Below are 22,599 nucleotides of genomic sequence, written 5' to 3'. Positions count from 1 at the left end.
GGCTAAAATAACCAAATTTTCTATTCTATCTAAGCCCGCGTCCTATTTTGTTCAGGCTGTCATTGTCGCGGTATTGCTGAACTAGTTTGTCCAAAATACCGTTTATAAAAATACTGCTTTTAGGGGTAGAATACTCCTTGGCGATTTCTAAATATTCGTTAATTGTCACTTTAACAGGAATGCTTGGAAAGTGCAAAAACTCCGCGATTCCCATTTTGATCATGATCATGTCCAAATCGGCAATTCTGTCTTTATCCCAATTAGGAGTCTTGCCAATAATATCTTTGGTGTATTTTTCGTCGTGAAGCACCACTTTTCTAAAGAGTTCCACACCAAAATCCAGATCTTCTTTATTCTTAAAAGCTGGAGGCATAAGTTTACCATCTGACGGGTTAGGCCCCATTTGATTCAGCAACTTGACAATACCTGTATTAACTACCGGGTAATCATCCAACCAAGTCAAACGCTTGTCTTCAAAATAGTCGTAAAGCTTGTCGTTCGGAGCAATGATCTGCTTGTAGAGTTGGATCACAAAGTCCTTATCGGCTTTAAAATCCGACTCAGGCCCAGTCATATATTGCTCAAAGATCTCTGAGGCGAGTACTTCTTTATGCAACAGACTGATGTACTCGTCATCCAATTGCCAGAAATCCAACTTGCGCTCTGAAATAAGGGTATTCAAAGCGGTGTTCTCCTTGAGAAGTACAAGTACCTTATTGTCAATAAATCGGGTGTTGGGATTGAGATCTTCCTGAGTGACGAGGTGTTTCTTTTTGCGCTTTTCCAGGTGAACCTCAGCATAATCACGCAAGCTTACCAAAAGACCTAACATTACTAAATGCAAGTCACGCATTTGTTCCATGCTGTAGACCAGGAATTTTTCACTCTTTTTGAGCTCATCAATTTCTGCCTTATCAAAGGCATAGATGGTCTGCAATACTTTAATACGTATATGTCTTCGGGTCAACATGGATAAGAACTTTACACAGGAATACTTCTTTGTACCCTGCAAATGTAGTTAAAAAACGTCTTGTGTTTACTGCGGATTAATTATCCTTTTTTCGCGCGTCGATTCTCGCCTGAGCAATATCAAAAGCAGCCTGATGCGTCGTGATGTTTTGCTGCTCCGCTTTCTCTAGGATTTCCAAAGTAGTATTGTAGATGTTTTCGGTCTTGCGCATGATGTCTGCTTTCCCGTAGTTCTCCAATTCTGCATACACATTGATGATTCCACCAGCATTGATCAAGAAATCAGGAGCGTAAACAATTCCACGCTCACGCAAGCGCTTTCCATGGATGTTCTCATCGGCCAACTGGTTGTTGGCAGCACCAGCAATGACAGGAGCTTGTAACTGCTCAATGGTCTGATCGTTTACCGTAGCACCCAAAGCACATGGGGCGTAGATATCCATAGGTTCTGCATACAGGTTATCACCGCGGTAGATCTCTGCACCGTATTTCTGACTTACCTCTTGCAAACGTTCTTCATTGATATCGCTCAATACAACTTTTGCACCTTCATTGGTCAAATGCTCCACAAGCGATTCACCTACATTTCCGATCCCTTGCACAAAGACACGCTTGTCTTCCAGCATTTCAGTTCCAAAACGGTACTTAGCCGCTGCTTTCATTCCCATGAAAACACCATATGCTGTAATTGGAGATGGATTACCTGCTCCTCCTTTTGCTTCGGAGATTCCCGTTACATATGGAGTAACTGTGCGCACTAGATCCATATCAGAAGTTGCCATACCAACATCCTCAGCAGTAATATACTTTCCACCTAAAGAGTGCACGAACTCTCCAAATCGCAACATAAGCTCCGGAGTCTTCTGTGTCTTGGCATCACCAATGATAACCGCCTTACCTCCACCGAGATTCAAACCGGTGATAGCAGATTTATAGGTCATACCACGAGACAAACGAAGTACATCGTTCAAGGCTTCCCATTCGGTCTTATAGGACCACATTCGGGTACCTCCCAAAGCGGGTCCCATCACGGTATTGTGGATGCCAATTATTGCTTTTAAACCTGTATCTTTGTCATTACAAAAGACCACTTGCTCGTGGTTATCGAAAGAAAGTTGACCAAAAACGGGGTCCATTTTTTTCAGGTCTTCAAAAGGTATGGTTTCTGCCATCATAAAAGTAATAGGTTAAGAATCCTTTAAAAAGGACGGGCAAAAGTAACGGTTAATTGAATTATTAACAACTAAATAGGGGTATAAATAAGAATAATTTATTAACCATCCGCTTAGGGAATGAAGGAACTGAGGTATCTCAACAAATTTTTTATCAAGTATCGTGGCCGATTGGTTTTGGGGTTACTCATCACTGTTGTGGCTCGAATCTTTGCCTTATTCATTCCGATCTTCATAGGGAACATTATTGATACCGTTAGCGCCTTCTACGATGCAACTGAAGATCAAATTGCGGCCCTGACCTCGGAACTAAACACCAACATTCTGATCATTATTGGAGCGGCCGTACTTTCGGCCTTTTTCACCTTTTTGATGAGACAGACCTTAATTGTGATCTCCCGGTATATTGAGTTCGATCTAAAAAACGAGGTCTTCTTGCAATACGAGAGACTCTCTTTGGCCTTTTACAAACAGAATCGTACCGGTGACTTGATGAGTCGTATTAGTGAAGACGTCTCTAAGGTCCGCATGTATGTTGGCCCAGCAGTGATGTATAGCGCTACTACAGTTACAACCTTTGTAGTGACCATCAGTTATATGATCTACACCGCACCGCTACTTACGCTTTATGCCGTTACTCCGCTTCCAATACTTTCCGTCGCGATTTATAAACTGAGTCGCGCCATTCATAAAAGAAGTACTGTGGTTCAAGAGTACTTGGCCAAACTCACCACTTTTACCCAAGAGTCTTTTAGCGGTATTTCTGTGATCAAGGCCTACGGTATTGAACCGCCGACCAATTCCAATTTTATTGAATTGGCAGAAGGCAGCAAAGACAAGAACATTGACCTGGTCAAAGTTCAGGCCTTGTTTTTTCCTTTAATGATCCTACTGATCGGCATTAGTAATACACTAGTAGTTTACATCGGAGGACAGCAATACATCAACGGGCAAATTGATCTGGGAACCATCGTAGAATTCTTAGTGTATGTCAATATGCTGACTTGGCCTGTGGCTATCGTTGGTTGGGTTACCTCTATGATCCAACAGGCAGAAGCTTCTCAAAAGCGAATCAACGAATTTCTTAACCAACAACCGGAGATAGAGAATCCAACCTTGGAACCTTTAAATCTGCAAGGAACGATTCATTTTAAAGACGTCTATTTCACCTATCCGGATACCGGGATCACCGCCTTAAAAGGAGTCAGCTTTAGCCTAAAACCTGGTGAGAAGCTTGCCATTCTTGGAAATACAGGTGCTGGTAAGTCCACGGTATTGGAGCTATTAGGCAGACTCTATGACGTAAAAGAGGGCAGTATTGAAATTGATGGAAAAGATCTTCGCGAACTGAACTTAGAAGCTTTTAGACAGCAAATGGGCTATGTGCCACAAGATGCCTTCTTGTTTAGTGACACCATTGCCAACAATATTAAGTTTGGTAAAGAGTCGGCTCAAGAAGCAGAAATTCAGCAAGCCGCTAAAATGGCTGTAGTCCATGACAATATTGTAGACTTTAGCAAAGGCTACGACACCATCTTAGGAGAACGCGGAATCACGCTTTCCGGAGGACAAAAGCAACGTGTTTCTATTGCTCGTGCGCTAATCAAAGCGCCAAAGCTACTATTATTAGACGATTGCCTTTCCGCAGTAGATACAGAGACGGAAGAGGCTATTTTGAGCAATTTAGAGCTCGCTACTCAGGACTGCACCACGCTAATCGTGAGTCACCGGGTTTCATCTGCAAAGACTGCAGACCAGATCATTGTCTTGGATGAAGGTCAGATTTTACAGCGAGGAACTCACCAGGAATTACTTTCTCAAGAAGGCTATTACAAGGAGCTTTACCAAAAACAATTGGCTGAAAAAGAAATATAGACTCCCTATTGTTTGCTATGGATTTTTTTTAGATTTTTGGCTAACGCAAAAACTAAACTAAACATGAGTGATCACATGCTGGAGAAAGAAGAAATCTACTCCAAAGTCCTAAGAGCAGGGCGCCGGACGTATTTCTTCGATGTTCGATCGACCAAAGCAGGAGACTATTATTTGACCATCACAGAGAGTAAAAAATTCACTAATGAAGATGGTTCTTTCCACTATAAAAAACACAAGATCTATCTATATAAGGAAGATTTTTCGAGTTTTAGAGACCACGTGAATGAAATGATAGATTTCATCATCGCTGAAAAAGGAGAAGAAGTGATCAGTGAACGTCATCAAAAAGACTACAAAAAAGAATACCACAACGGACAGCCGCAAACGGCAGAGGTAAGTCCAGATGCAACTACCCAGTCCTTTACCGACATTAACTTTGACGATATATAAATCTTAAAGTTTCCATAAATGAAAAACCGCTTGACACCTTTGCCAGCGGTTTTTTTTATCTTTAAGAATTATAGATTATTCGAATAATCCAACCACAACACACAAACCAACCATGTTAAGAATCGCCTTTAGCCTGGCTGTCTTTTTCTCACTAACAGCAGCGGCACAAGACTATCACGTAGATCTAAACTATTACCTTCCATCAGACGTCACTTACGATCCAAACATCCCAACACCAGAAAGTATAATTGGGCATCAAGTTGGAGATTGGCACATTACCCACGACAAGCTTGCCATGTATATGCAGGCCTTGGCTGCGGCGAGTGATCGTATGACTATTGAGTCTCGTGGGACTACTTTTGAAGGAAGACCTATTTTACTGCTGACGGTGACCAGCCCGGAGAACCACAACAGGATCGATCAGATCCAATCGGATCATATGGCGCTGACAGACAACGGCGGTGGTGATACTTCTCAAATGCCTGTTATTGTTTATCAAGGGTTTTCCATCCATGGAAACGAACCCAGTGGATCTAATGCTGTGCTTCTCTACGCTTACTATTTGGCAGCGGCGCAAGGCCCGGTCATTGAAGAAAAATTAAAAAATGCTGTGATTCTTTTAGACCCAGCGTTAAACCCTGACGGACTGCAGCGTTTTGCCTATTGGGCCAACGTACACAAAAGCATCAATATCAATCCAGATCCAAACGATCGCGAGTACAGCGAGGTATGGCCTGGAGGAAGAACCAATCACTATTGGTTTGATATGAACCGGGACTGGTTACCAGTACAGCTGCCGGAATCCAGAGCGCGTATTGAGACTTTTCACAATTGGTATCCGAATGTATTAACAGACCATCACGAGATGGGCACCAACGCAACCTTCTTTTTCCAGCCGGGAATTCCTTCCAGAACGCATCCACTTACGCCTCAGCGCAATCAGGATTTGACAGGAGACATTGCTGAGTTCCACGTCAAGGCTTTAGATCAAATTGGCAGCTTATACTATACGGAAGAGAGCTTTGATGATTTTTACTACGGAAAGGGTTCTACCTTCCCAGACATCAATGGTGGAATTGGAATCTTATTTGAACAGGCTTCTTCTCGAGGACACGCTCAAGAAAGTGACAATGGCATTTTGACCTTTCCTTTTACTATTCGAAATCAGTTGACTGCATCATTAAGTACCCTTGAGGCGAGTGTTGATATGCGGACCACCCTTTTAGATTATCAAAAGCAATTTTTTAGTGATGCGCGTAATGAGGCTTCCAAAGGAGGAGCATACATTGTTGGTGATGCCAAGGATGCCGCTCGTGTCTATCATTTTGCGGAAATCTTAGATCGACATAAAATCAAATTTCACGAACTCAAGAATGACGTGAATGTAGGCGGAAAATCTTATAAGAAAGGCTTTAGTTACATCATTCCAAAGAACCAAAAGAATCACCGACTGCTCAACGCCATGTTTGATGTGCGCACCACATTCCAAGACAGCTTGTTCTATGACATTTCTGCCTGGACCTTCCCCATGGCGTTCAACCTCAACTACAGCGACAAAGCTTCTTTGAGTGTGGCGGGAGCCGAGGTGACGGACCTAAAACCCAAAGAGACTATCCTGACCAATACCGGTGGTTATGCCTATTTGATGGAATGGCATGAATACTATTCGCCTAAAGCTCTTAATATGATCCTTGAGGAGGGCATTCGCGCTAAAGTGGGCATGAAACCATTTACACTTGCAGGGAAACAGTACGACTACGGGACCATCATGATCCCAGCGCAGAATCAAAAACTCGGCCCGCGAGATCTGGCAAAATTCCTCAACGATGTTGCTCGCGAAAGTCATATTGAGATCACGGGTGTAGGCACGGGTTATACCCAAGGAATTGATTTGGGTAGTAATCAGTTTAGAGCTGTTGAAAAACAGGAAGTGGCCTTGATTATTGGAAACGGGATGAATCCTTATGATGCGGGTGAAATCTGGCATTTATTTGACACGCGTTACGCGATGAAGATCACTAAAATTGATACGGATGATTTTGGACGAGCTGACCTTAGCCGATACACAGACATCATTGTTCCCAACACTTGGGGCAGCGCCCTAGACAAATCCGATGCTGAAAAGTTAGAGGAGTGGATCCGCGATGGCGGAACCTTGATCGCCTACAAGAATATGGGACGTTGGTTGGATCGCAATGAACTCATGAAGATCGAATTCAAGTCTGAACAAGACACCGCGACTAATATCAGCTTTGAACAGCGCAGCAATTATTTTGGAGCTCAGGTTATTGGTGGAGCCATTTTCAACACCAAACTAGACCTCTCCCACCCGATCGCTTTTGGGTACACCAAGGAGAATATGCCAACTTTTAGAAACAGTACGTTGTTTATGGAGGCCGACAAGCAGAGTTATAACAACCCGGTACAGTATACCGAGAATCCACTTTTGAGTGGGTATATTTCTGAGGAGAACTTGGAACTTCTCGGAGGCACCTCGATGGTGAAGATCCAAGGCAAGGGCCGCGGACAGATCATTTACTTTACAGACAATACCAATTTTAGAGCCTTTTGGTACGGAACCAACAAGCTCTTGATGAACGCCGTATTCTTCGGAGATGAAATGTAACACCTATTTATTAGCACTTATTGGCTTTTTTCTTTTCAATTCTAGCGCGTTGGGACAGGAAGAGGAAGAGCAGCAATCTCCCTATAATGTCTTGCAAGGGAAAGACAGTTTCACCTGGGTAGACAATACCCAATCGGCCTTTGTGACCATTACTGTTCCCGGATCAGAAATTGAACCGGAAACGGAAGTGCTTGGATTTACCGTGGACCGGGATTACTATCAATTTTTACCGCGTCGCTATGAAAGAGCAATGTACACGAACGCATCAGATACCATTAAGGAAATTGAATTGCTGAATTTCTTTAAGGACGATGAGATAAAGTACATGGAAGCAGAGACCATGAATACTTCCTTAGAGGTCACTACTGAGATCTTTAAAAATAGTGATGGTAAGAAGTTTCAGTTGTGGTATTATCCCACACCCAAGGCGATATTGGACACCCTGTCTAATTTTGAATCAGCAACATGGTATCATTATCATTTGGACTTTGTAGCTAATGATCACCTGTATGGTTTGTACACCATCTCTTATGAGGAGGAACCCTTGGAAGAAGCACTTGCCCGAGTAAAATGGATCAGCGAAAAAATCGAGGTATTTGGCTACTTCGTTGACTTGAATGCGCTCAATTATCGCGTATCGCTCGATGAACCTGATGAGGCTATGGAGTTTGTAGATCCAGTGGCTAACTACGCCTTAACAGTCCCCGAGTGGTTAAACATAACGCGTTCTGAGTATGAAGATGTTTTCTTTGCTTCGTTTCCAGATAATTACAATATCAAGAATGCCATGTCCATCTCTTTTTATGCCAAAGAAGATTTTGAATCCTTTGAAGTCTTTAACCAAGAAAAGTTAGTCGGACTAAAAATGGGAGACCCCATTGGCCGAACCACGGTTATGATCAAAAACGAGTTGGAACCCCCAGCGAATTCTACGGGCGTTTCTTATAAGATTCAGCAAGTATTTGGCAAAGCAATGTATGAGATGCAATACGTGACCTATGAAACACCAACAGGTTACCTATTAATCAACTTTACTGCTACTCCCGAAACCTATGATATCAATGCTCCAAAATTCAGAGAAGTATTAGATGGGCTCTCTTTTGATATTGAGGAAGCTGAAGAATCAGACGATTAAGCGATTCGCAATCCGTTTGGAGTTTCTTTGGATGGCGACAGGATCGTAACGGCTTTGCCGTCCACAGCACCCAGCACTAAACATTGGCTCATAAACGGGCCAATTTGTTTTTCCGGAAAGTTCACCACAGCAATTACCTGAGTTCCCAAAAGTTCTTCTTTGGTATACTTCACTGTGATCTGAGCAGAACTTTTAAGGATACCCAGTTCGCCAAAGTCAATGCGAAGTTTATAAGCCGGATTTCTGGCTTCGGGAAAATCGGTTACTTCTACGACAGTTCCCACCCGCATATCTACTTTGGTAAAATCGTTCCAACTCAGTTCCATAATGTCTAAATTTATCAAACTTAAAAATAGGCAATCTTGACGTATCTTTGCTGTAACGATCACTGCGGATTTCCGACAGATATTGCACACCAAAACTTTACAATTGCATGGCTAGAACTGAATCAAAAATGATCCCTTTGGGCACGGTTGCCCCAGACTTTTTCTTGGATGACGTAATGAGCACCGGTTTTAAGAATTTGGAGCAGGTCAAAGGAGATAAAGGCACGGTGATCATGTTCATTTGCAACCACTGTCCTTTTGTAAAGCACGTCAACGAAGAATTGGTCCGTATTGCCAATGATTATACCGTTCCAGGTTTTGGTTTTGCAGCTATTAGCAGTAACGATGTGGAGACTTATCCACAGGACGGCCCGGAAGAAATGTATGAGACCGGACGCAAACACAAGTATCCGTTTCCTTACCTCTACGATAAAACGCAAGAAGTTGCTGTAGCTTATGGGGCTACTTGCACTCCTGATTTCTTTGTCTTTGATGCCGATCTAAAATTGGTCTACCGTGGTCAATTGGACGATTCTCGCCCGTCTAATGGAATCCCTGTAAACGGCCGGGACCTACGTGAGGCCTTAGACAATATTCTCAACAACCATCCGCAGCGAAAAGATCAAAAGCCGAGCATTGGTTGTAATATCAAATGGAAACCAAATTCTCAAGATGGTTTAGAATTCTAAACCTCCTTAGCTAGTTGATCGAATAGTGTATATTTGCGGCTTTTTAGCGAAGCAGCCATGAAGACCCTATTACGCAACTTTACCCAAAATCCTAAAAACGATATCCTCTCTGGACTAACAGTGGCTTTAGCCTTGGTTCCAGAAGCGGTGGCTTTTGCCTTTGTAGCAGGCGTTGATCCGCTGGTTGGGCTCTATGGCGCCTTTATGATGGGGCTCATCACTGCAGTCTTTGGCGGACGTCCCGGAATGATCTCCGGAGCTACAGGAGCCATGGCCGTGGTCATGGTACATTTGGTGAGTAAAGGAAACGAAGTTGGTCTGACCTTAGACCAACCTGTAGAACAATTGGGACTCCAGTGGCTCTTTATCACACTACTGCTGGTTGGGGTAATTCAAATGAGCGCCGGCTTTTTAAGACTGGGAAAATTTGTGCGTCTAATTCCGCATCCAGTAATGTTGGGCTTTGTCAACGGATTGGCCATTGTTATCTTTTTGTCTCAACTCGGCCTGTTTAAAACCAAGGTCAATGGAGAATTTGAATGGTTAAGCGGTGGGCCGTTATACTTAATGCTTGGCCTTGTGGCCTTAACTATGGGTATCATGTGGGGCCTTCCCAAACTCACAAAGAAAGTGCCGGCAGCACTTTTGGCAATTATCGTTGTGGCAGCAATCGCCATCTTAGGTGGTTTGGATGTGAGCACCGTAGGATCATTTATTCGAGAAGGAGGAGGATCGGGTCTTGAAGGCGGCCTACCAATGTTCCAATGGCAGATCTTTGATATGTTCTCCACCTTGAATGGACACTGGCTCAGCACCATTGTTCCAACGGCCTTTATTTTGGCAGCAATTGGGCTAATTGAATCCCTGATGACTCTCAACCTCATCGACGAACTTACAGAAACCCGCGGAAGCGGAAACCGAGAGTGCGTGGCCCAAGGTGGCGCCAATTTTATCAATGGACTTTTTGGTGGTATGGGTGGTTGTGCTATGATCGGTCAATCTATTATCAACATCAACTCCGGTGGTCGCGGTAGACTTTCCGGAATTATTGCTGCTGTTGCGCTCTTGTGCTTTATTCTCTTCGGAGCTGGACTTATTGAACAGATACCAATTGCCGCACTAGTTGGGGTAATGTTTATGGTAGTGATTGGAACCTTTGCATGGAGTAGCTTTAGAATACTTCATAAAATCCCACTGGCAGATACTGTGGTATTAATTGCCGTTTCTGCCATCACCGTTTGGCAGGACTTGGCCATTGCCGTATTGTCTGGGGTTGTGATCTCTGCCTTAGTCTTTGCTTGGAAGAACGCTACTATGATCCGTGCGCGTAAGCAGATCAAAGAAGATGGCACTAAGGTTTATGAGATCTGGGGGCCTTTGTTCTTCGGATCGGTTCAGAATTTCAATGGCAAGTTTGACGTCAAGAACGATCCTACTCAAGTAGAGATCGACTTTATGGAATCTAAAGTGAGCGATCACTCCGGTATTGAGGCCTTAAGAGGAATTGCCAACCGATACATCCAACAAGGCAAACAGGTTAAGCTGACTCACTTGAGCCCAGATTGTATCGCCTTACTGCTCAAAGCCAATCCGCGTTTTGAGACCATCATTGAACGCTCCATTGACGATCCTCGCTATTATGTAGTTACCGATATGGTTGACCAAGAGATATAAAAAAAGCGGCCTCAAGGGCCGCTTTTTCATTTACTTTACTTCCATGAGTTCGACATCGAACACCAAGGTTGCATTTGGCGGGATAACGCCTCCTGCTCCACGGCTTCCGTAACCCAATTCCGAAGGAATCACCAAGCGCGCCTTATCGCCTACTTTTAAAAGTTGGATCCCTTCATCCCAACCTGGGATCACTTGTCCCATTCCTAATGGAAACTCAATAGGGTTTCCGCGGTTGTACGAAGAATCGAATACCATACCGTCTGCCAGCATTCCTTTGTAGTGCACAGCTACGGTCTTTCCAGCTTCTGCCTTTACACCGTCACCCTCTTGAATAAGTTTGTAGTATAAACCACTATCGGTCTTATCAAAACCAGCAGTTAGATCTTTCATGGCCTGTTCTGCAGCAGCCTTAGCCGCAGCTTCGCGTTCTGCTTTGGCTCCGTTGAACATTCTGAAAGCTTCTACAGCGTTCCAGTTCTTGGCATCATCACCAACGCGAACGATCTCTACTTTCTCCATCAAATCGCCTTGAGCAATGGTATCCACGATATCCTGCCCTTCAGCAACTTTCCCGAATACAGTGTGTTTGTTGTCTAACCAAGGAGTTTCCACGTGCGTGATGAAAAACTGACTTCCGTTGGTTCCGGGTCCAGCGTTGGCCATAGAAAGTACTCCAGGTCCATCGTGCTTAAGCTCTGGGTGGAACTCGTCATCAAAGTTGTAGCCTGGTCCACCAGAACCTGTTCCGTTTGGATCTCCCCCTTGGATCATAAAGTCGTTGATCACGCGGTGGAAGGTCAAACCGTCATAATACGGTTGTCCTTGAGGTTTGGCACCGTTCTCTAGATTTCCTTCTGCCAAAGCGACAAAGTTCCCTACAGTTCCAGGTGTTTTATCATAAGTGAGTTGAACCAAAATTTCACCTTTAGAAGTGGTGAATTTAGCATAGATTCCGTCTTGCATATCTTAGTGTTTAAGGCTGCAAAGATACGGTTTTAAATGGGCTTAGTAAATGCAGATGAGTAACAATCTAATTGGCTACCTCGCTGATGAATTTAAGGCGATACAAACGGAGTTCTTCGTCATCGTAGTCTCCGTCAAACTCTTCCATAGCCACGTCTATCTTGTCCGTTTCTGCCTCTAGGAAATACTCGTGGATCTCTTCCTGTTGTTCTTCGTCCAAAATATCCTCCAAATAATAATCAATATTGAGCTTGGTACCACTAAATACAATGGCTTCCATCTCTTTGATGAATTCTGGCATTTCAAGGCCTTTGGCAGAGGCGATATCATCCAGCGGCAGCTTGCGATCTATACTTTGAATGATGTATAGCTTTAAGGCGGAGTTGGTTCCGGTAGATTTCACTACAAAGTCATCCGGGCGCTCAATATTGTTCTCTTCCACATAACGAGCAATGAGCCCAACAAAGGGTTCTCCGTATTTTTTTGCCTTGCCCTCACCTACTCCGTGGACATTAGAAAGTTCACTTATGGTTATAGGATATTTCAAGGCCATGTCCTCCAAAGACGGGTCTTGAAAAATTACAAACGGTGGTAAACCGAGTTTGCTTGCCACCTTTTTGCGCTCGTCTTTGAGCAGTTTGAACAGATTTTTGTCTGTTCCTTCTCCATTGGATTTCTTCGCCACAGTGATAGAAGAATCCTCTTCATGATCAAACTTATGATCTTCGGTCATCATAAAGGAAACAGGATGGTCAATATATTCCAATCCTTGAGGCGTGAGTTTGAGCACTCCATAAGTTTCAATGTCCTTTCTAATGTAGCCTGCCACTAAGGATTGACGGATCAGTGCCATCCAAAAGGATTTATCGTGGTGATCTCCAGACCCAAAGAATTCTTGTTGGTCCGTTCTGTGAGATTTGATCAAGGCATTGACATCACCTACCATAACTCTGACCAATTCTTTAGCCTTGTATTGCTGATTGGTCTTTCCTAAAACACTGAGCAATAAATGCAATTGTTCTTGCGCCTCGTGTTTCTTTTTAGGATTGCGGACGTTATCATCCATATCACCGCCCGCACCAGTTTTTACGTCAAATTCCTCTCCGAAGTAATGCAATAAAAACTTCCGACGAGACATACTGGTCTCGGCAAAGGCCACCATCTCTTGAAGCAGTGCATGACCGATCTCCTGTTCTGCAACAGGCTTTCCGCTCATGAACTTCTCCAGTTTTTCAATGTCTTTATAAGAATAAAAGGCCAAACAATGTCCCTCTCCTCCATCGCGTCCGGCACGTCCGGTCTCTTGATAATAACTCTCTATACTTTTGGGAATGTCGTTGTGGATCACAAAACGCACATCCGGTTTGTCAATTCCCATCCCAAAGGCAATAGTAGCAACAACCACATCCGCATCTTCCATCAAAAACATATCCTGATGCTTCACCCGAGTTTTAGGATCTAAACCTGCGTGATAAGGAACCGCAGCGATTCCATTCACTTGCAGCGTTTGCGCAAGCTCTTCCACACGTTTTCTGCTCAGACAGTAAATGATACCACTCTTCCCTTGATTCTGTTTTACAAAACGGGTAATGTCTGCATCTACATTTTTTGTCTTGGGACGCACTTCATAAAAGAGATTCGGACGGTTAAAAGATGCTTTAAAAGTGTTGGCTTGTTGGATTCCCAAATTTTTAAGGATGTCCTCTTGCACCTTTGGAGTTGCTGTAGCAGTAAGCCCAATGATTGGGATCGCATCACCTAAACGGTTAATGAGTGTTCTAAGATTGCGGTATTCTGGTCTAAAGTCATGTCCCCACTCACTAATGCAGTGGGCTTCATCAATGGCCACAAAACTTACAGTAACCGATTTCAGAAACTCAATATTGTCTTCTTTGGCTAAAGATTCCGGCGCCACATAAAGGAGCTTGGTCACTCCGTCTACAATGTCTTGTTTAACTTGTTTTACTTCTGATTTATTCAGGGAAGAATTCAAAACATGAGCAATCCCCTTATTCTCAGAGATGGCTCTTAAGGCATCCACTTGATTCTTCATCAAGGCGATCAAGGGAGAAACCACAATAGCGGTGCCGTCTTTCATCAAGGCCGGGAGCTGGTAACATAAGGACTTTCCTCCGCCCGTAGGCATGATGACAAAAGTGTTGTGGTCGGTGACCACACTTTTGATCACCTGTTCCTGTAGCCCCTTAAATTGGTTAAAACCAAAATATTTCTTGAGTGCAGCGTATAACTCGGAATCGTTCACTCTACTAAACGTTTTATAAAATCTGCTCATTCAACGAGTCCCACAAGTCTGTTAAAAATAGCGGTCTCGATAAGAAGTAAAATACCTTTAAACTCTCCACGACTTATCTCCCCTAAGGCATGAAAAATTATGTACTTTTGTATTTACAATATACTAATTTCTTTAGACCTCAGCAAGAAGAATAATTCCCGAGTTTTAATGAATCAAGAGCAGATCATTGCCATTGCCAAACAGACCATAGATACAGAGAGTAAAGCCATTGCTCATCTATCGAGTTTGGTCGATCAGACCTTTGCAGCGGCAGTAGAATATATTTACGCCTCCAACGGGCGCGTTGTGGTTACAGGTATTGGCAAAAGCGCCAATATAGCTACCAAAATCGTTGCCACCCTGAACTCAACAGGAACACCTGCTATTTTTATGCATGCCGCAGATGCTATCCACGGTGACTTGGGAACGATTCAACAAGAAGATACCGTAATCTGTATTTCCAAAAGTGGAAACACGCCAGAGATCAAAGTTTTGGTACCCTTGATCAAGGCTTTGGGCAACAAACTGGTGGGTATTACCTCTAACAAGGATTCCTTTTTGGGCCAACAAGCCGATTACATTCTCAACGCTTATGTTGAAAAAGAGGCCTGTCCAAACAATTTGGCACCTACTACCAGTACAACAGCGCAATTGGTCATTGGAGATGCCTTGGCAGTATGCCTTTTAGAGATGCGCGGTTTTAAAGCTGCGGATTTTGCCCGATTCCACCCTGGAGGTTCATTGGGGAAACAACTTTATTTGCGCGTTCGCGATTTAACCGCACTGAACACCAAACCTCAAGTGGAACCAGATACGCCGGTAAAAGAAGTGATCATTGAGATCTCTAAAAATATGCTCGGTGCTACTGCAGTGGTTGAAAATGATACCATAGTTGGTATCATCACCGATGGTGACCTGCGTAGAATGCTCACTAAGGTGGATAATATTTCTGGTTTGGTCGCTAAAGATATTATGAGTGCGAATCCAAAGACCATTGAGCAAGACGCCATGGCCGTAGCGGCCTATCGCAAGCTCGACTCGCACGGCATTACACAGTTGCTAGTTGAAGAAGACGGAAAATACAGTGGTGTGGTTCACATCCATAACCTAACCAAAGAAGGAATAATTTAATGAGCGCAGCTACCAATCAAGGCAAGGAAATGTCGTTTTTAGGCCATTTGGAAGAACTCCGTTGGCACTTGATTCGTTGTACTCTGGCTATCGTTGCTATGGGTATGGTTGCCTTTTTGGCGAAATCCTTTGTCTTTGACACCTTATTACTCGGCCCTAAGAATGCCGATTTCCCAACCTACCAATTGCTTTGTAAGGTTGCGACATTTCTGGGCTTCCAAGACAGTTTTTGTTTTGACGAGTTACCATTTAAGATTCAAAGTATGAAGGTTGCCGGGCAATTCTCCGCCCATATTTGGACCTCGATAACTGCAGGATTCATAGTTGCATTCCCATATGTACTTTATGAATTTTGGCGCTTTATTAGCCCAGGGCTTAAAGAGAATGAGCGCAGAACCTCTCGTGGATTTATTCTGATTGCGTCCTTCCTGTTTTTCTTGGGTGTGCTTTTTGGATACTACGTGGTAACACCGCTTTCTATCAACTTCTTGGGATCTTACAAGGTGAGTGAGGAGGTATTCAACCAGTTTACTTTAGAGAGTTACATTGGTTTGGTACGCTCTGCTACCGTGGCTTGCGGTCTCATCTTTGAGCTGCCGATAATCATCTATTTCTTAACCAAGATCGGTTTGGTAACGCCGCAGTTCTTAAGGAATTACAGAAAATACTCGCTGGTATTGGTGTTGATCCTATCAGCAATTATTACCCCTCCAGACATTGCCAGTCAAATTGTAGTGGCTGTGCCAATTCTGGTACTTTATGAAATCAGTATATACATCTCTAAAGCCGTAGTTAAAAAACAGGCCAAAAAGGCCAAAGCTGCCCATGGATAATATTGTCGACTCCTTTAACGACTACCGCGCCAAAATGAACGAGAAGATTTTGGCCGATAACAACAAGATCGTAAAACGTATTTTTAATCTGGACACCAATGCCTTCCAAGAAGGTGCGCTCCCTAAAAAGACCAAAGAACTACTCGGTTTGGGGAACTCTTTGGTATTGCGTTGTGATGACTGTGTTCGCTATCATTTGGAGTCTTGTTATGAGATGGGATTCACCAAGGAAGAAGTAGTAGAAGCCATGAGCGTTTCGCTGCTTATTGGTGGAACTATTGTGATTCCTCACTTACGTCGCGCCTACGAATATTGGGAAGCCCTCGAAGTTAAGAATAGTTAAACCCTTTGCGACTCCGTAGATAATCGCCATATTTGTCCCTATGAAGCTCCGTGCAGAAAATCTGATGAAATCCTATAAAGGCCGCCAGGTCGTTAAAGGCATCACCGTAGAAGTAAATCAGGGAGAGATCGTTGGTCTGCTTGGACCTAACGGAGCAGGAAAGACCACCTCGTTCTATATGATCGTTGGTTTGGTTAAACCCAACAGCGGAAACATCTATTTAGAAGGAACGGAGATCACCAAGTTCCCTATGTACAAGCGTGCACAGAATGGAATTGGCTATTTGGCACAGGAAGAATCTGTTTTTAGAAAGCTGAGCATTGAGGACAATATTTTGAGCGTTCTACAGCTCACCAAATTGTCTAAAAAGCAGCAGCGCGATAAGATGGAATCGCTTATTGAAGAGTTTGGTTTGGGGCATATCCGTAAGAACCGCGGAGACCTGCTTTCTGGTGGGGAACGCCGTAGAACGGAGATTGCTCGTGCCTTGGCAACAGACCCTCACTTCATCTTATTGGATGAACCTTTTGCGGGTGTAGACCCTGTGGCTGTAGAAGATATTCAGCGCATCGTAGCGCGTTTGAAGGACAAGAATATCGGAATCCTAATTACTGATCACAACGTACAAGAGACCTTGGCCATTACCGATCGCACTTACTTAATGTTTGAAGGAAGTATTCTAAAGCACGGTATTCCAGAAGAACTCGCCGCGGACGAGATGGTGCGTAAAGTATATCTAGGCCAAAACTTTGAGCTGCGTAAAAAGAAGCTGAATTTCTAGCCTTCCTTTTCCTCTTTTTTAGCTTCTGATTCTTTTATTGCGATGAGTTTTTTCTGATAGCGACCCTGCACAATATCTACCACTACCAAGATCACGATCACAAAATAGAAGGTCGTTTTGCTCATAGGTGTGATCGGGTTGTCAAAGAGTTTGAGATCTGCAATATGACCGCCCTCTGTAAGCAACATGATCCCAACAATAAAAAGAATAAAGAGTCCGAGCACCTCATACATACGGTTGCGCTCTAAGAATTGCGCTACTCGATCAGCCAACCAGATCATTAGTAAACCTCCTAAAACAATAGCGGTAGCCATTACCCAAAAGACATCGGTCAAGGCCATGGCGCTTAGAATGGAATCAAAAGAGAACACCAAATTCATAACAATGATAGCCGCAATGACCTTTCCTACGGATTTCTTCTTGGCATCTTCCACCTGATCCTCGACATGAGTTACCCCTACCATATGCCAGATCTCTTTCATGGCGGTGTAAATGATAAAGATCCCTCCGGCCAAAACAATCAAACTGTGCAGATTGAATTCACCCGTGGCAACGCCTTCAAAAGGTAATTCAAACCAAGGTTTTTGGAAATAATCGATCACAGAGATCAAAAAGAACAACAAGGCAATACGCAATACAATGGCCATCAGGATTCCAACTTTACGGACATAGGCTTGCTTTTCTTTGGGTGCGTTCTTAGATTCTAAAGAGATGTACAGCAAATTGTCAAAACCGAGAACAATTTGCAGCATCAACAACATAAACAAAGTGATGATGTTTTCTGCCATGGTAATTATTTAGTGAGTGTATTTTTTATAATCGATAAGAGTACATAGCCAATAATGATGAATGGAATGGCTATGATCTTAAAAAGCAACAAAGCTGCTATAGTAGCTAGTAAAAACCCGTAGACAAAACCGTTCTCTTTAAGCCCAAAGGACTTGAATTTGAGGGAAAAGAGCGGTATTTCTGCATGCATTAGCAGACTGAATACAATGGTAATTCCAACTAAGACCCAAGAATTGATTAACAGTTCATAGGCCCAAGCAGGGCTAAAATCTTGAGTAATTAAAATCAGGCTGGCAATAAAAATTGCATTGGCCGGCGTAGGTAAACCGATAAATCCAGAGGTCTGTCTCTCATCCACATTGAACTTGGCCAATCGGTAGGCTGCAGACACTACTAAAATTAGTCCTATGGCCGGTATCCATAGACTTAATTCGCCAGCAGCACCTACAGGTGACTCCACATCATAAAAAAGGATGGAAAAATATCCTGCTATATTGGTATTTAGCTGTGCCGAAGTGAGCATATACACCATCATTAGACTGGGAACCAGACCACTGGTAATAACATCTGCAAGGGAATCCAATTGAACACCAACCTCTGAGGTCACCTTTAAAGCGCGCGCCGCAAGACCGTCAAAAAAGTCGAAAAATATCCCCAAAAACATAAAGACCACCGCTCCTAATGGCTGCCCTATGATTATAAAGATCGCAGCGATACATCCACAGCATAAATTCAAAGAAGTAAAAAGGTGAGGAATGTATTTGCGCATGAGTTTTTGACAATTGATTGTAAAAATAATAAAGTATTTTTGTCTGCAGGCGGAACTGCACAATAACAACGGCTTTTTGCAGTTTTAATAGGCAAAACAGCGTCCGCTTTAGACCGTAAAAAATTACGCTTGAAGAAGAAGTTATTACTCGTACTGCTGGTAGTTTGCCTGGGACTTCAGGCTCAGACCACCAGAAAGTATTCCAACGAATTTATGAACATTGGCGTTGATGCCGCGGCATTTGGTATGGCCAATGCGGTGACTGCGTCCACGGCCAACGTGAATTCGGGTTATTGGAATCCTGCGGGCTTGGTGCAATTGGAAGACAACCAACTGGCCCTGATGCACGCTTCTTATTTTGCCAATATTGCCAATTATGATTACGCAGCTTTTGCGATGCCATTGGACAAGCAATCTGCGGTGGCTTTGTCTGTGATTCGCTTTGGAGTGGATGACATTTTGAACACCACCCAGTTAATTGACGAGCAAGGAAATATTGATTACAACAGAATCTCGCTCTTCTCTACTGCGGATTATGGGGTGACCTTTTCGTATGCGCGGGCTTTGCCCTTAGACGGGCTGAATATTGGAGTTAACGCTAAGGTGATCCGTCGTGTAATTGGAGATTTTGCCAATTCTTGGGGCTTTGGTTTGGATGCTGGAATTCAGTTTCAATCTAAGTCCAACTGGAGATTTGGTATCATGGCGCGAGACATTACTACAACCTTCAACGCTTGGACCATAGATGAAGATCAGTTTGCGACCATCAGCAACGCTGTAGAAGGTCAAAATCAGGAACTACCAGAAACCACAGAATTAACCTTGCCTAAGCTCAATATTGGGATCGCTAAAAAGTTTGTATTCCATTATGATTACTCCCTCTTAGCGGCTGTAGATCTCAATATGCGCTTTGCAGAGACCAACGATATCATCTCCAGTTCCTTTGCCAGTATCACGCCGGCTGTAGGTTTAGAATTTGGTTATATCGACCTGATCTTTGTTCGTGCGGGGGCAGGTAATTTTCAGAACATTCAACAATTGGACGGCAGTGATAATGTTGGGTTTCAACCCAACATTGGAGTTGGTTTTAAATACAAAGGAATTCAACTGGATTATGCCTTGACCGATATCGGTGACCAAAGTGCCGCCTTGTATTCCAACGTGTTCTCATTAACCATTGACTGGAGTTTATTCAGATAGCCTATGCGGAAACTTTTACTTCTTCTCCTTACTCTTATCACGTTTCAAAATCAAGCACAAGAGCTGCAACTCTCTAGTGGTGCCGAGGTTTCTATACTCACCATGGGACCGGGAAAAGCGCTTTATGACTCCTTTGGTCATACAGCGATTAGATTGGAAGATAAAGCCCGAGGCATTGATGTGATCTACAATTATGGGGTTTACGATTTTAGTGACCCGAACTTCTATGCAAAATTCGCCAAAGGGCAAATGCGCTATGTTCTAGACAGACGCCGCACCGAAGGTTTTCTTCGCAGCTATATTGAGGACAATCGCTGGATAAAGGAGCAGGTCCTGGCTTTAGACCAGCAAGAAAAGCAGGCGATGTTCAGCTTTTTAGAAAACAACCTCAAGCCAGAGAATCGCGCCTATAACTACGATTTTTTCTACGACAATTGCGCGACGAAGATTCCGCTTATTCTACAAGACATCGTGCCTGAGATGAGCATTGATTCCAGCTTTGTAGAAAAGCCGCAGACCTTCAGAACGCTTATCCAACAAAATGTGCATTGGAACACTTGGGGCAGCTTTGGAATGGATCTGGGAATTGGTTCTGTGGTAGACCGAACAGCACCTATCAAGGATCATATGTTCCTACCAGAGTACGTCTTTAAAGCTTTGGAAAAAGCCAGTCGAGGAACTGGAGAAGATGCGACAGCTTTAGTGGCCAGCACTAAAGACCTTTTTGAGAACGAGTCTGAAAAACGTGAAAGCAACTTTTTGACTAGCCCACTTTTGGTTATGCTGCTCCTTGGCTTGGGCTTATTATTTGTTACCTATCGAGATAGCAATAATCAAGGCCGAACAAGAGCCGTAGACGCTGTTTTACAGATCTTCCTAGGTCTTGTGGGTGTAATCTTGTTACTGCTGTGGTTTGCTACAGATCATTATACCACTGCTTATAATTACAATTTGTTATGGGCTTTCCCATTAAATCTGTTGTTGGCGTTTCAATTGGGCAAAAAACATCCGAAGCGCTGGACAAAAGCCTATTTGAAGTTTTTATTGTTGATGTTGGTATTGATGTGTATGCATTGGATTGTTGGCGTACAAGTGTTCCCAAAAGCACTGATTCCCTTTGTGATCGCCTTAGCAGTTCGCTATTTATACTTGTTGAAAGCGGTGGACAAAGACCTACTGCCCGCGGTAGAAGATGATGGTGCTTAAGGTCTTAATCACAATACTGATATCTAAAAACAGACTTCTGCGTTTTATATAATACAGATCGTATTGCAGTTTCTCTAAAGCATCCGCATGTGATACTCCGTATTTGGCATTCACCTGCGCCCAACCCGTCACTCCGGGTTTTACAATATGCCTGATCTCGTAAAAAGGAATGATCTCAGAAAGCTCCTTCACAAACACAGGACGTTCCGGTCTAGGTCCAATGACACTCATTTCTCCTTTGATCACATTTAAAAACTGAGGAATTTCGTCAAAGCGAGTCTTGCGTAAAAAATTACCGAAACGAGTAATGCGAACATCTTTGGCTGTGGCATATTGCGCGCCATCTTTTTCTGCATCCACCACCATGGTCCTTAGTTTGATGATGCGAAATACTTTACCGTTACGTCCAACACGTTCCTGGGTATAAAATACGGGGCCTCGGTTCCCGACAAGGTTTCCAATAATGATCACTGGTGAGATCAGCAAACCAAACAAAAGTCCAATTACAGAAAACAGCAGATCCAACAATCGGTGGAAAAACAGATAGAGTTTATTCTGATTGCTTCGACTGAAAGGGAAATAGCGGTAAAAGTCTTTATCTACATGTTGCACAGGAACCCTTTTGGAAAGTTCTTCATAGACCTGGGTATACTCTCGAATTGGAAATCCGCTCTCTAACAACTCCAAAAGCTCGTTGTAGATGCGTCGGTTTATCCCTTGGGCTTCCGGTGTGCACACCACAATTTCTGAGATGAAATGGTCCGCTACCGCTTCCTTGATGTTTTTACCTTCAAATTCCTCTAAACCACCAATCTCCAGAGGTTTATAGGCTTTGTTTTCTGTATTTATAAAGCCGATGACTTTATAGTTCGGATCCACCTTGTGCAAGACCGAAGCTACCAATTCAACCTCCGAAGCATCACTCACCAACAAGACGCGTTTAAAGAAACGCGGTGTAGCAATGAGCGATATATAGGCATAACGCCAAAGAAAGAGCGCCACATTGATTGCCAAATAGAAATAGACGATCTGTATACGATTCTCCGGTAACTCTGGACTGAAAAAAGGCGTTAATAAGTAAAAGAGCACCGTCACCGAGGAGGTCAAAATGATGTTTTTGACCACGACCTCAAAATTGCTTGCCTTTTGCAGATCATAAAGCTCCAAAGATGGTAGCGAAAACAGTAAGGTAGAGTGCTAATACGATTGACCAAAACCAATGTTCTGAATTAATCTTAAAGTAGTCAAAATCAAAGACCAAGCCTACCCCGTAAAGCAAAGCCAAGACACAGAAAATATCCAAAATACGCAGCAGCACCTTGCGTTCTGAGATATCAAAGTGAATATTGGATTTTTGTGTCATGATAGGGGTTGG

General features: G+C 43.4%; 19 protein-coding genes and 1 pseudogene. 12 read left to right on the top strand and 8 right to left on the bottom strand.

All coding sequences use genetic code 11. From position 1 onward, the window contains the following. Nucleotides 1–25 precede the first annotated feature (25 nt). Nucleotides 26–970 carry a transcription antitermination protein NusB gene (locus ACSLP7_RS02060; RefSeq protein ID WP_435577771.1) on the bottom strand — a complete coding sequence of 315 codons (945 nt, stop codon included), beginning with the start codon at nt 968–970 and terminating at the stop codon, nt 26–28. A 76-nt stretch (nt 971–1,046) separates the two neighbouring features. Beyond that, nucleotides 1,047–2,144 carry a Glu/Leu/Phe/Val family dehydrogenase gene (locus tag ACSLP7_RS02055; protein WP_435577770.1) on the bottom strand — a complete coding sequence of 366 codons (1,098 nt, stop codon included), beginning with the start codon at nt 2,142–2,144 and terminating at the stop codon, nt 1,047–1,049. 117 nt (nt 2,145–2,261) lie between these two features. Between ACSLP7_RS02055 and ACSLP7_RS02050 the strand changes: the two genes are divergently transcribed. From ACSLP7_RS02050 to ACSLP7_RS02035, 4 genes are all read left to right on the top strand, one after another. Continuing rightward, entirely contained in the window at nt 2,262–4,016 is a 1,755-nt protein-coding gene (locus ACSLP7_RS02050; protein WP_435577769.1) for an ABC transporter ATP-binding protein, read from the top strand. Between the two features lie 63 nt (nt 4,017–4,079). Next, entirely contained in the window at nt 4,080–4,466 is a 387-nt protein-coding gene (locus tag ACSLP7_RS02045; protein WP_435577768.1) for a PUR family DNA/RNA-binding protein, read from the top strand. 112 nt (nt 4,467–4,578) lie between these two features. Next, on the top strand, nt 4,579–7,092 hold the full coding sequence (locus ACSLP7_RS02040; RefSeq protein ID WP_435577767.1) for a M14 family metallopeptidase: 2,514 nt from the start codon (nt 4,579–4,581) through the stop codon (nt 7,090–7,092). A 49-nt stretch (nt 7,093–7,141) separates the two neighbouring features. After that, on the top strand, nt 7,142–8,227 hold the full coding sequence (locus ACSLP7_RS02035; protein ID WP_435577766.1) for a hypothetical protein: 1,086 nt from the start codon (nt 7,142–7,144) through the stop codon (nt 8,225–8,227). Here the strand turns inward: ACSLP7_RS02035 and ACSLP7_RS02030 are convergent. Further along, nucleotides 8,224–8,553 carry a tRNA-binding protein gene (locus tag ACSLP7_RS02030; RefSeq protein ID WP_291184049.1) on the bottom strand — a complete coding sequence of 110 codons (330 nt, stop codon included), beginning with the start codon at nt 8,551–8,553 and terminating at the stop codon, nt 8,224–8,226. The two genes, ACSLP7_RS02035 and ACSLP7_RS02030, sit on opposite strands and share 4 nt — an antisense overlap. Before the next feature lie 107 nt (nt 8,554–8,660). Here ACSLP7_RS02030 and ACSLP7_RS02025 point away from each other — a divergent pair, with 107 nt between their 5' ends. Both ACSLP7_RS02025 and ACSLP7_RS02020 read left to right on the top strand, forming a co-directional pair. Further along, the gene (locus tag ACSLP7_RS02025) at nt 8,661–9,242 is read left to right on the top strand and encodes a thioredoxin family protein (protein ID WP_435577765.1); all 582 of its coding nucleotides are present in this window, start codon (nt 8,661–8,663) and stop codon (nt 9,240–9,242) included. Between the two features lie 57 nt (nt 9,243–9,299). Beyond that, the gene (locus tag ACSLP7_RS02020; RefSeq protein WP_435577764.1) at nt 9,300–10,916 is read left to right on the top strand and encodes a SulP family inorganic anion transporter; all 1,617 of its coding nucleotides are present in this window, start codon (nt 9,300–9,302) and stop codon (nt 10,914–10,916) included. A 30-nt stretch (nt 10,917–10,946) separates the two neighbouring features. On the opposite strand, the gene ACSLP7_RS02015 is transcribed toward ACSLP7_RS02020, so the two are convergent. Next, nucleotides 10,947–11,879 (bottom strand): peptidylprolyl isomerase, encoded by a 933-nt coding sequence (locus ACSLP7_RS02015; RefSeq protein ID WP_435577763.1) that lies wholly within the window; start codon nt 11,877–11,879, stop codon nt 10,947–10,949. 67 nt (nt 11,880–11,946) lie between these two features. After that, a complete protein-coding gene (recQ, locus tag ACSLP7_RS02010) occupies nt 11,947–14,142 on the bottom strand; it encodes a DNA helicase RecQ (protein WP_435577762.1) in 2,196 nt (731 codons plus the stop codon). Nucleotides 14,143–14,340: 198 nt separating this feature from the next. Between recQ and ACSLP7_RS02005 the strand changes: the two genes are divergently transcribed. Genes ACSLP7_RS02005 through lptB form a run of 4 tightly spaced genes read left to right on the top strand, consistent with a single transcriptional unit; the run spans nt 14,341 to nt 17,260 of the window. Beyond that, nucleotides 14,341–15,303 carry a KpsF/GutQ family sugar-phosphate isomerase gene (locus ACSLP7_RS02005; RefSeq protein WP_435577841.1) on the top strand — a complete coding sequence of 321 codons (963 nt, stop codon included), beginning with the start codon at nt 14,341–14,343 and terminating at the stop codon, nt 15,301–15,303. After that, nucleotides 15,303–16,136 carry a twin-arginine translocase subunit TatC gene (gene tatC, locus ACSLP7_RS02000; RefSeq protein ID WP_435577761.1) on the top strand — a complete coding sequence of 278 codons (834 nt, stop codon included), beginning with the start codon at nt 15,303–15,305 and terminating at the stop codon, nt 16,134–16,136. Before ACSLP7_RS02005 ends, tatC begins: the two co-directional genes overlap by 1 nt. After that, nucleotides 16,129–16,479 (top strand): carboxymuconolactone decarboxylase family protein, encoded by a 351-nt coding sequence (locus tag ACSLP7_RS01995; protein ID WP_435577760.1) that lies wholly within the window; start codon nt 16,129–16,131, stop codon nt 16,477–16,479. Before tatC ends, ACSLP7_RS01995 begins: the two co-directional genes overlap by 8 nt. 40 nt (nt 16,480–16,519) lie before the next feature. Then, complete coding sequence (gene lptB / locus ACSLP7_RS01990; RefSeq protein WP_272833493.1) at nt 16,520–17,260, top strand: LPS export ABC transporter ATP-binding protein; 741 nt, start codon at nt 16,520–16,522, stop codon at nt 17,258–17,260. Here lptB and ACSLP7_RS01985 read toward each other — a convergent pair. Continuing rightward, the gene (locus ACSLP7_RS01985; RefSeq protein WP_435577758.1) at nt 17,257–18,048 is read right to left on the bottom strand and encodes a TerC family protein; all 792 of its coding nucleotides are present in this window, start codon (nt 18,046–18,048) and stop codon (nt 17,257–17,259) included. The genes lptB and ACSLP7_RS01985 overlap by 4 nt on opposite strands. Before the next feature lie 5 nt (nt 18,049–18,053). Further along, a complete protein-coding gene (locus ACSLP7_RS01980; protein ID WP_435577757.1) occupies nt 18,054–18,818 on the bottom strand; it encodes a CDP-alcohol phosphatidyltransferase family protein in 765 nt (254 codons plus the stop codon). Nucleotides 18,819–19,031: 213 nt separating this feature from the next. Here ACSLP7_RS01980 and ACSLP7_RS01975 point away from each other — a divergent pair, with 213 nt between their 5' ends. Beyond that, entirely contained in the window at nt 19,032–20,018 is a 987-nt protein-coding gene (locus ACSLP7_RS01975; RefSeq protein WP_435577840.1) for a PorV/PorQ family protein, read from the top strand. Between the two features lie 3 nt (nt 20,019–20,021). Next, a complete protein-coding gene (locus ACSLP7_RS01970) occupies nt 20,022–21,224 on the top strand; it encodes an Lnb N-terminal periplasmic domain-containing protein (protein ID WP_435577756.1) in 1,203 nt (400 codons plus the stop codon). Here ACSLP7_RS01970 and ACSLP7_RS01965 read toward each other — a convergent pair. After that, nucleotides 21,192–22,587: pseudogene (locus ACSLP7_RS01965) on the bottom strand (sugar transferase). The gene ACSLP7_RS01970 and the pseudogene ACSLP7_RS01965 overlap by 33 nt on opposite strands. Nucleotides 22,588–22,599: the final 12 nt, after the last annotated feature.

The organism is Gilvibacter sp., assembly GCF_965601605.1.
In the GTDB taxonomy this organism is placed as follows: domain Bacteria; phylum Bacteroidota; class Bacteroidia; order Flavobacteriales; family Flavobacteriaceae; genus Gilvibacter.
This window is presented reverse-complemented; position numbering and strand designations above follow the sequence as displayed.

Excerpts from the sequence above, each read along its gene's own strand:
- tatC (WP_435577761.1), top strand. The coding sequence starts at position 15,303 with ATGAGCGCAGCTACCAATCAAGGCAAGGAAATGTCGTTTTTAGGCCAT.
- lptB (WP_272833493.1), top strand. The coding sequence starts at position 16,520 with ATGAAGCTCCGTGCAGAAAATCTGATGAAATCCTATAAAGGCCGCCAG.
- ACSLP7_RS01985 (WP_435577758.1), bottom strand. The coding sequence starts at position 18,048 with ATGGCAGAAAACATCATCACTTTGTTTATGTTGTTGATGCTGCAAATT.
- ACSLP7_RS02005 (WP_435577841.1), top strand. The coding sequence starts at position 14,341 with ATGAATCAAGAGCAGATCATTGCCATTGCCAAACAGACCATAGATACA.
- ACSLP7_RS02050 (WP_435577769.1), top strand. The coding sequence starts at position 2,262 with ATGAAGGAACTGAGGTATCTCAACAAATTTTTTATCAAGTATCGTGGC.
- ACSLP7_RS02040 (WP_435577767.1), top strand. The coding sequence starts at position 4,579 with ATGTTAAGAATCGCCTTTAGCCTGGCTGTCTTTTTCTCACTAACAGCA.
- ACSLP7_RS01980 (WP_435577757.1), bottom strand. The coding sequence starts at position 18,818 with ATGCGCAAATACATTCCTCACCTTTTTACTTCTTTGAATTTATGCTGT.
- ACSLP7_RS02025 (WP_435577765.1), top strand. The coding sequence starts at position 8,661 with ATGGCTAGAACTGAATCAAAAATGATCCCTTTGGGCACGGTTGCCCCA.
- ACSLP7_RS01995 (WP_435577760.1), top strand. The coding sequence starts at position 16,129 with ATGGATAATATTGTCGACTCCTTTAACGACTACCGCGCCAAAATGAAC.
- ACSLP7_RS02015 (WP_435577763.1), bottom strand. The coding sequence starts at position 11,879 with ATGCAAGACGGAATCTATGCTAAATTCACCACTTCTAAAGGTGAAATT.
- ACSLP7_RS02060 (WP_435577771.1), bottom strand. The coding sequence starts at position 970 with ATGTTGACCCGAAGACATATACGTATTAAAGTATTGCAGACCATCTAT.
- ACSLP7_RS02055 (WP_435577770.1), bottom strand. The coding sequence starts at position 2,144 with ATGATGGCAGAAACCATACCTTTTGAAGACCTGAAAAAAATGGACCCC.
- ACSLP7_RS02045 (WP_435577768.1), top strand. The coding sequence starts at position 4,080 with ATGAGTGATCACATGCTGGAGAAAGAAGAAATCTACTCCAAAGTCCTA.
- ACSLP7_RS02020 (WP_435577764.1), top strand. The coding sequence starts at position 9,300 with ATGAAGACCCTATTACGCAACTTTACCCAAAATCCTAAAAACGATATC.
- ACSLP7_RS01975 (WP_435577840.1), top strand. The coding sequence starts at position 19,032 with ATGAACATTGGCGTTGATGCCGCGGCATTTGGTATGGCCAATGCGGTG.
- ACSLP7_RS01970 (WP_435577756.1), top strand. The coding sequence starts at position 20,022 with ATGCGGAAACTTTTACTTCTTCTCCTTACTCTTATCACGTTTCAAAAT.
- ACSLP7_RS02030 (WP_291184049.1), bottom strand. The coding sequence starts at position 8,553 with ATGGAACTGAGTTGGAACGATTTTACCAAAGTAGATATGCGGGTGGGA.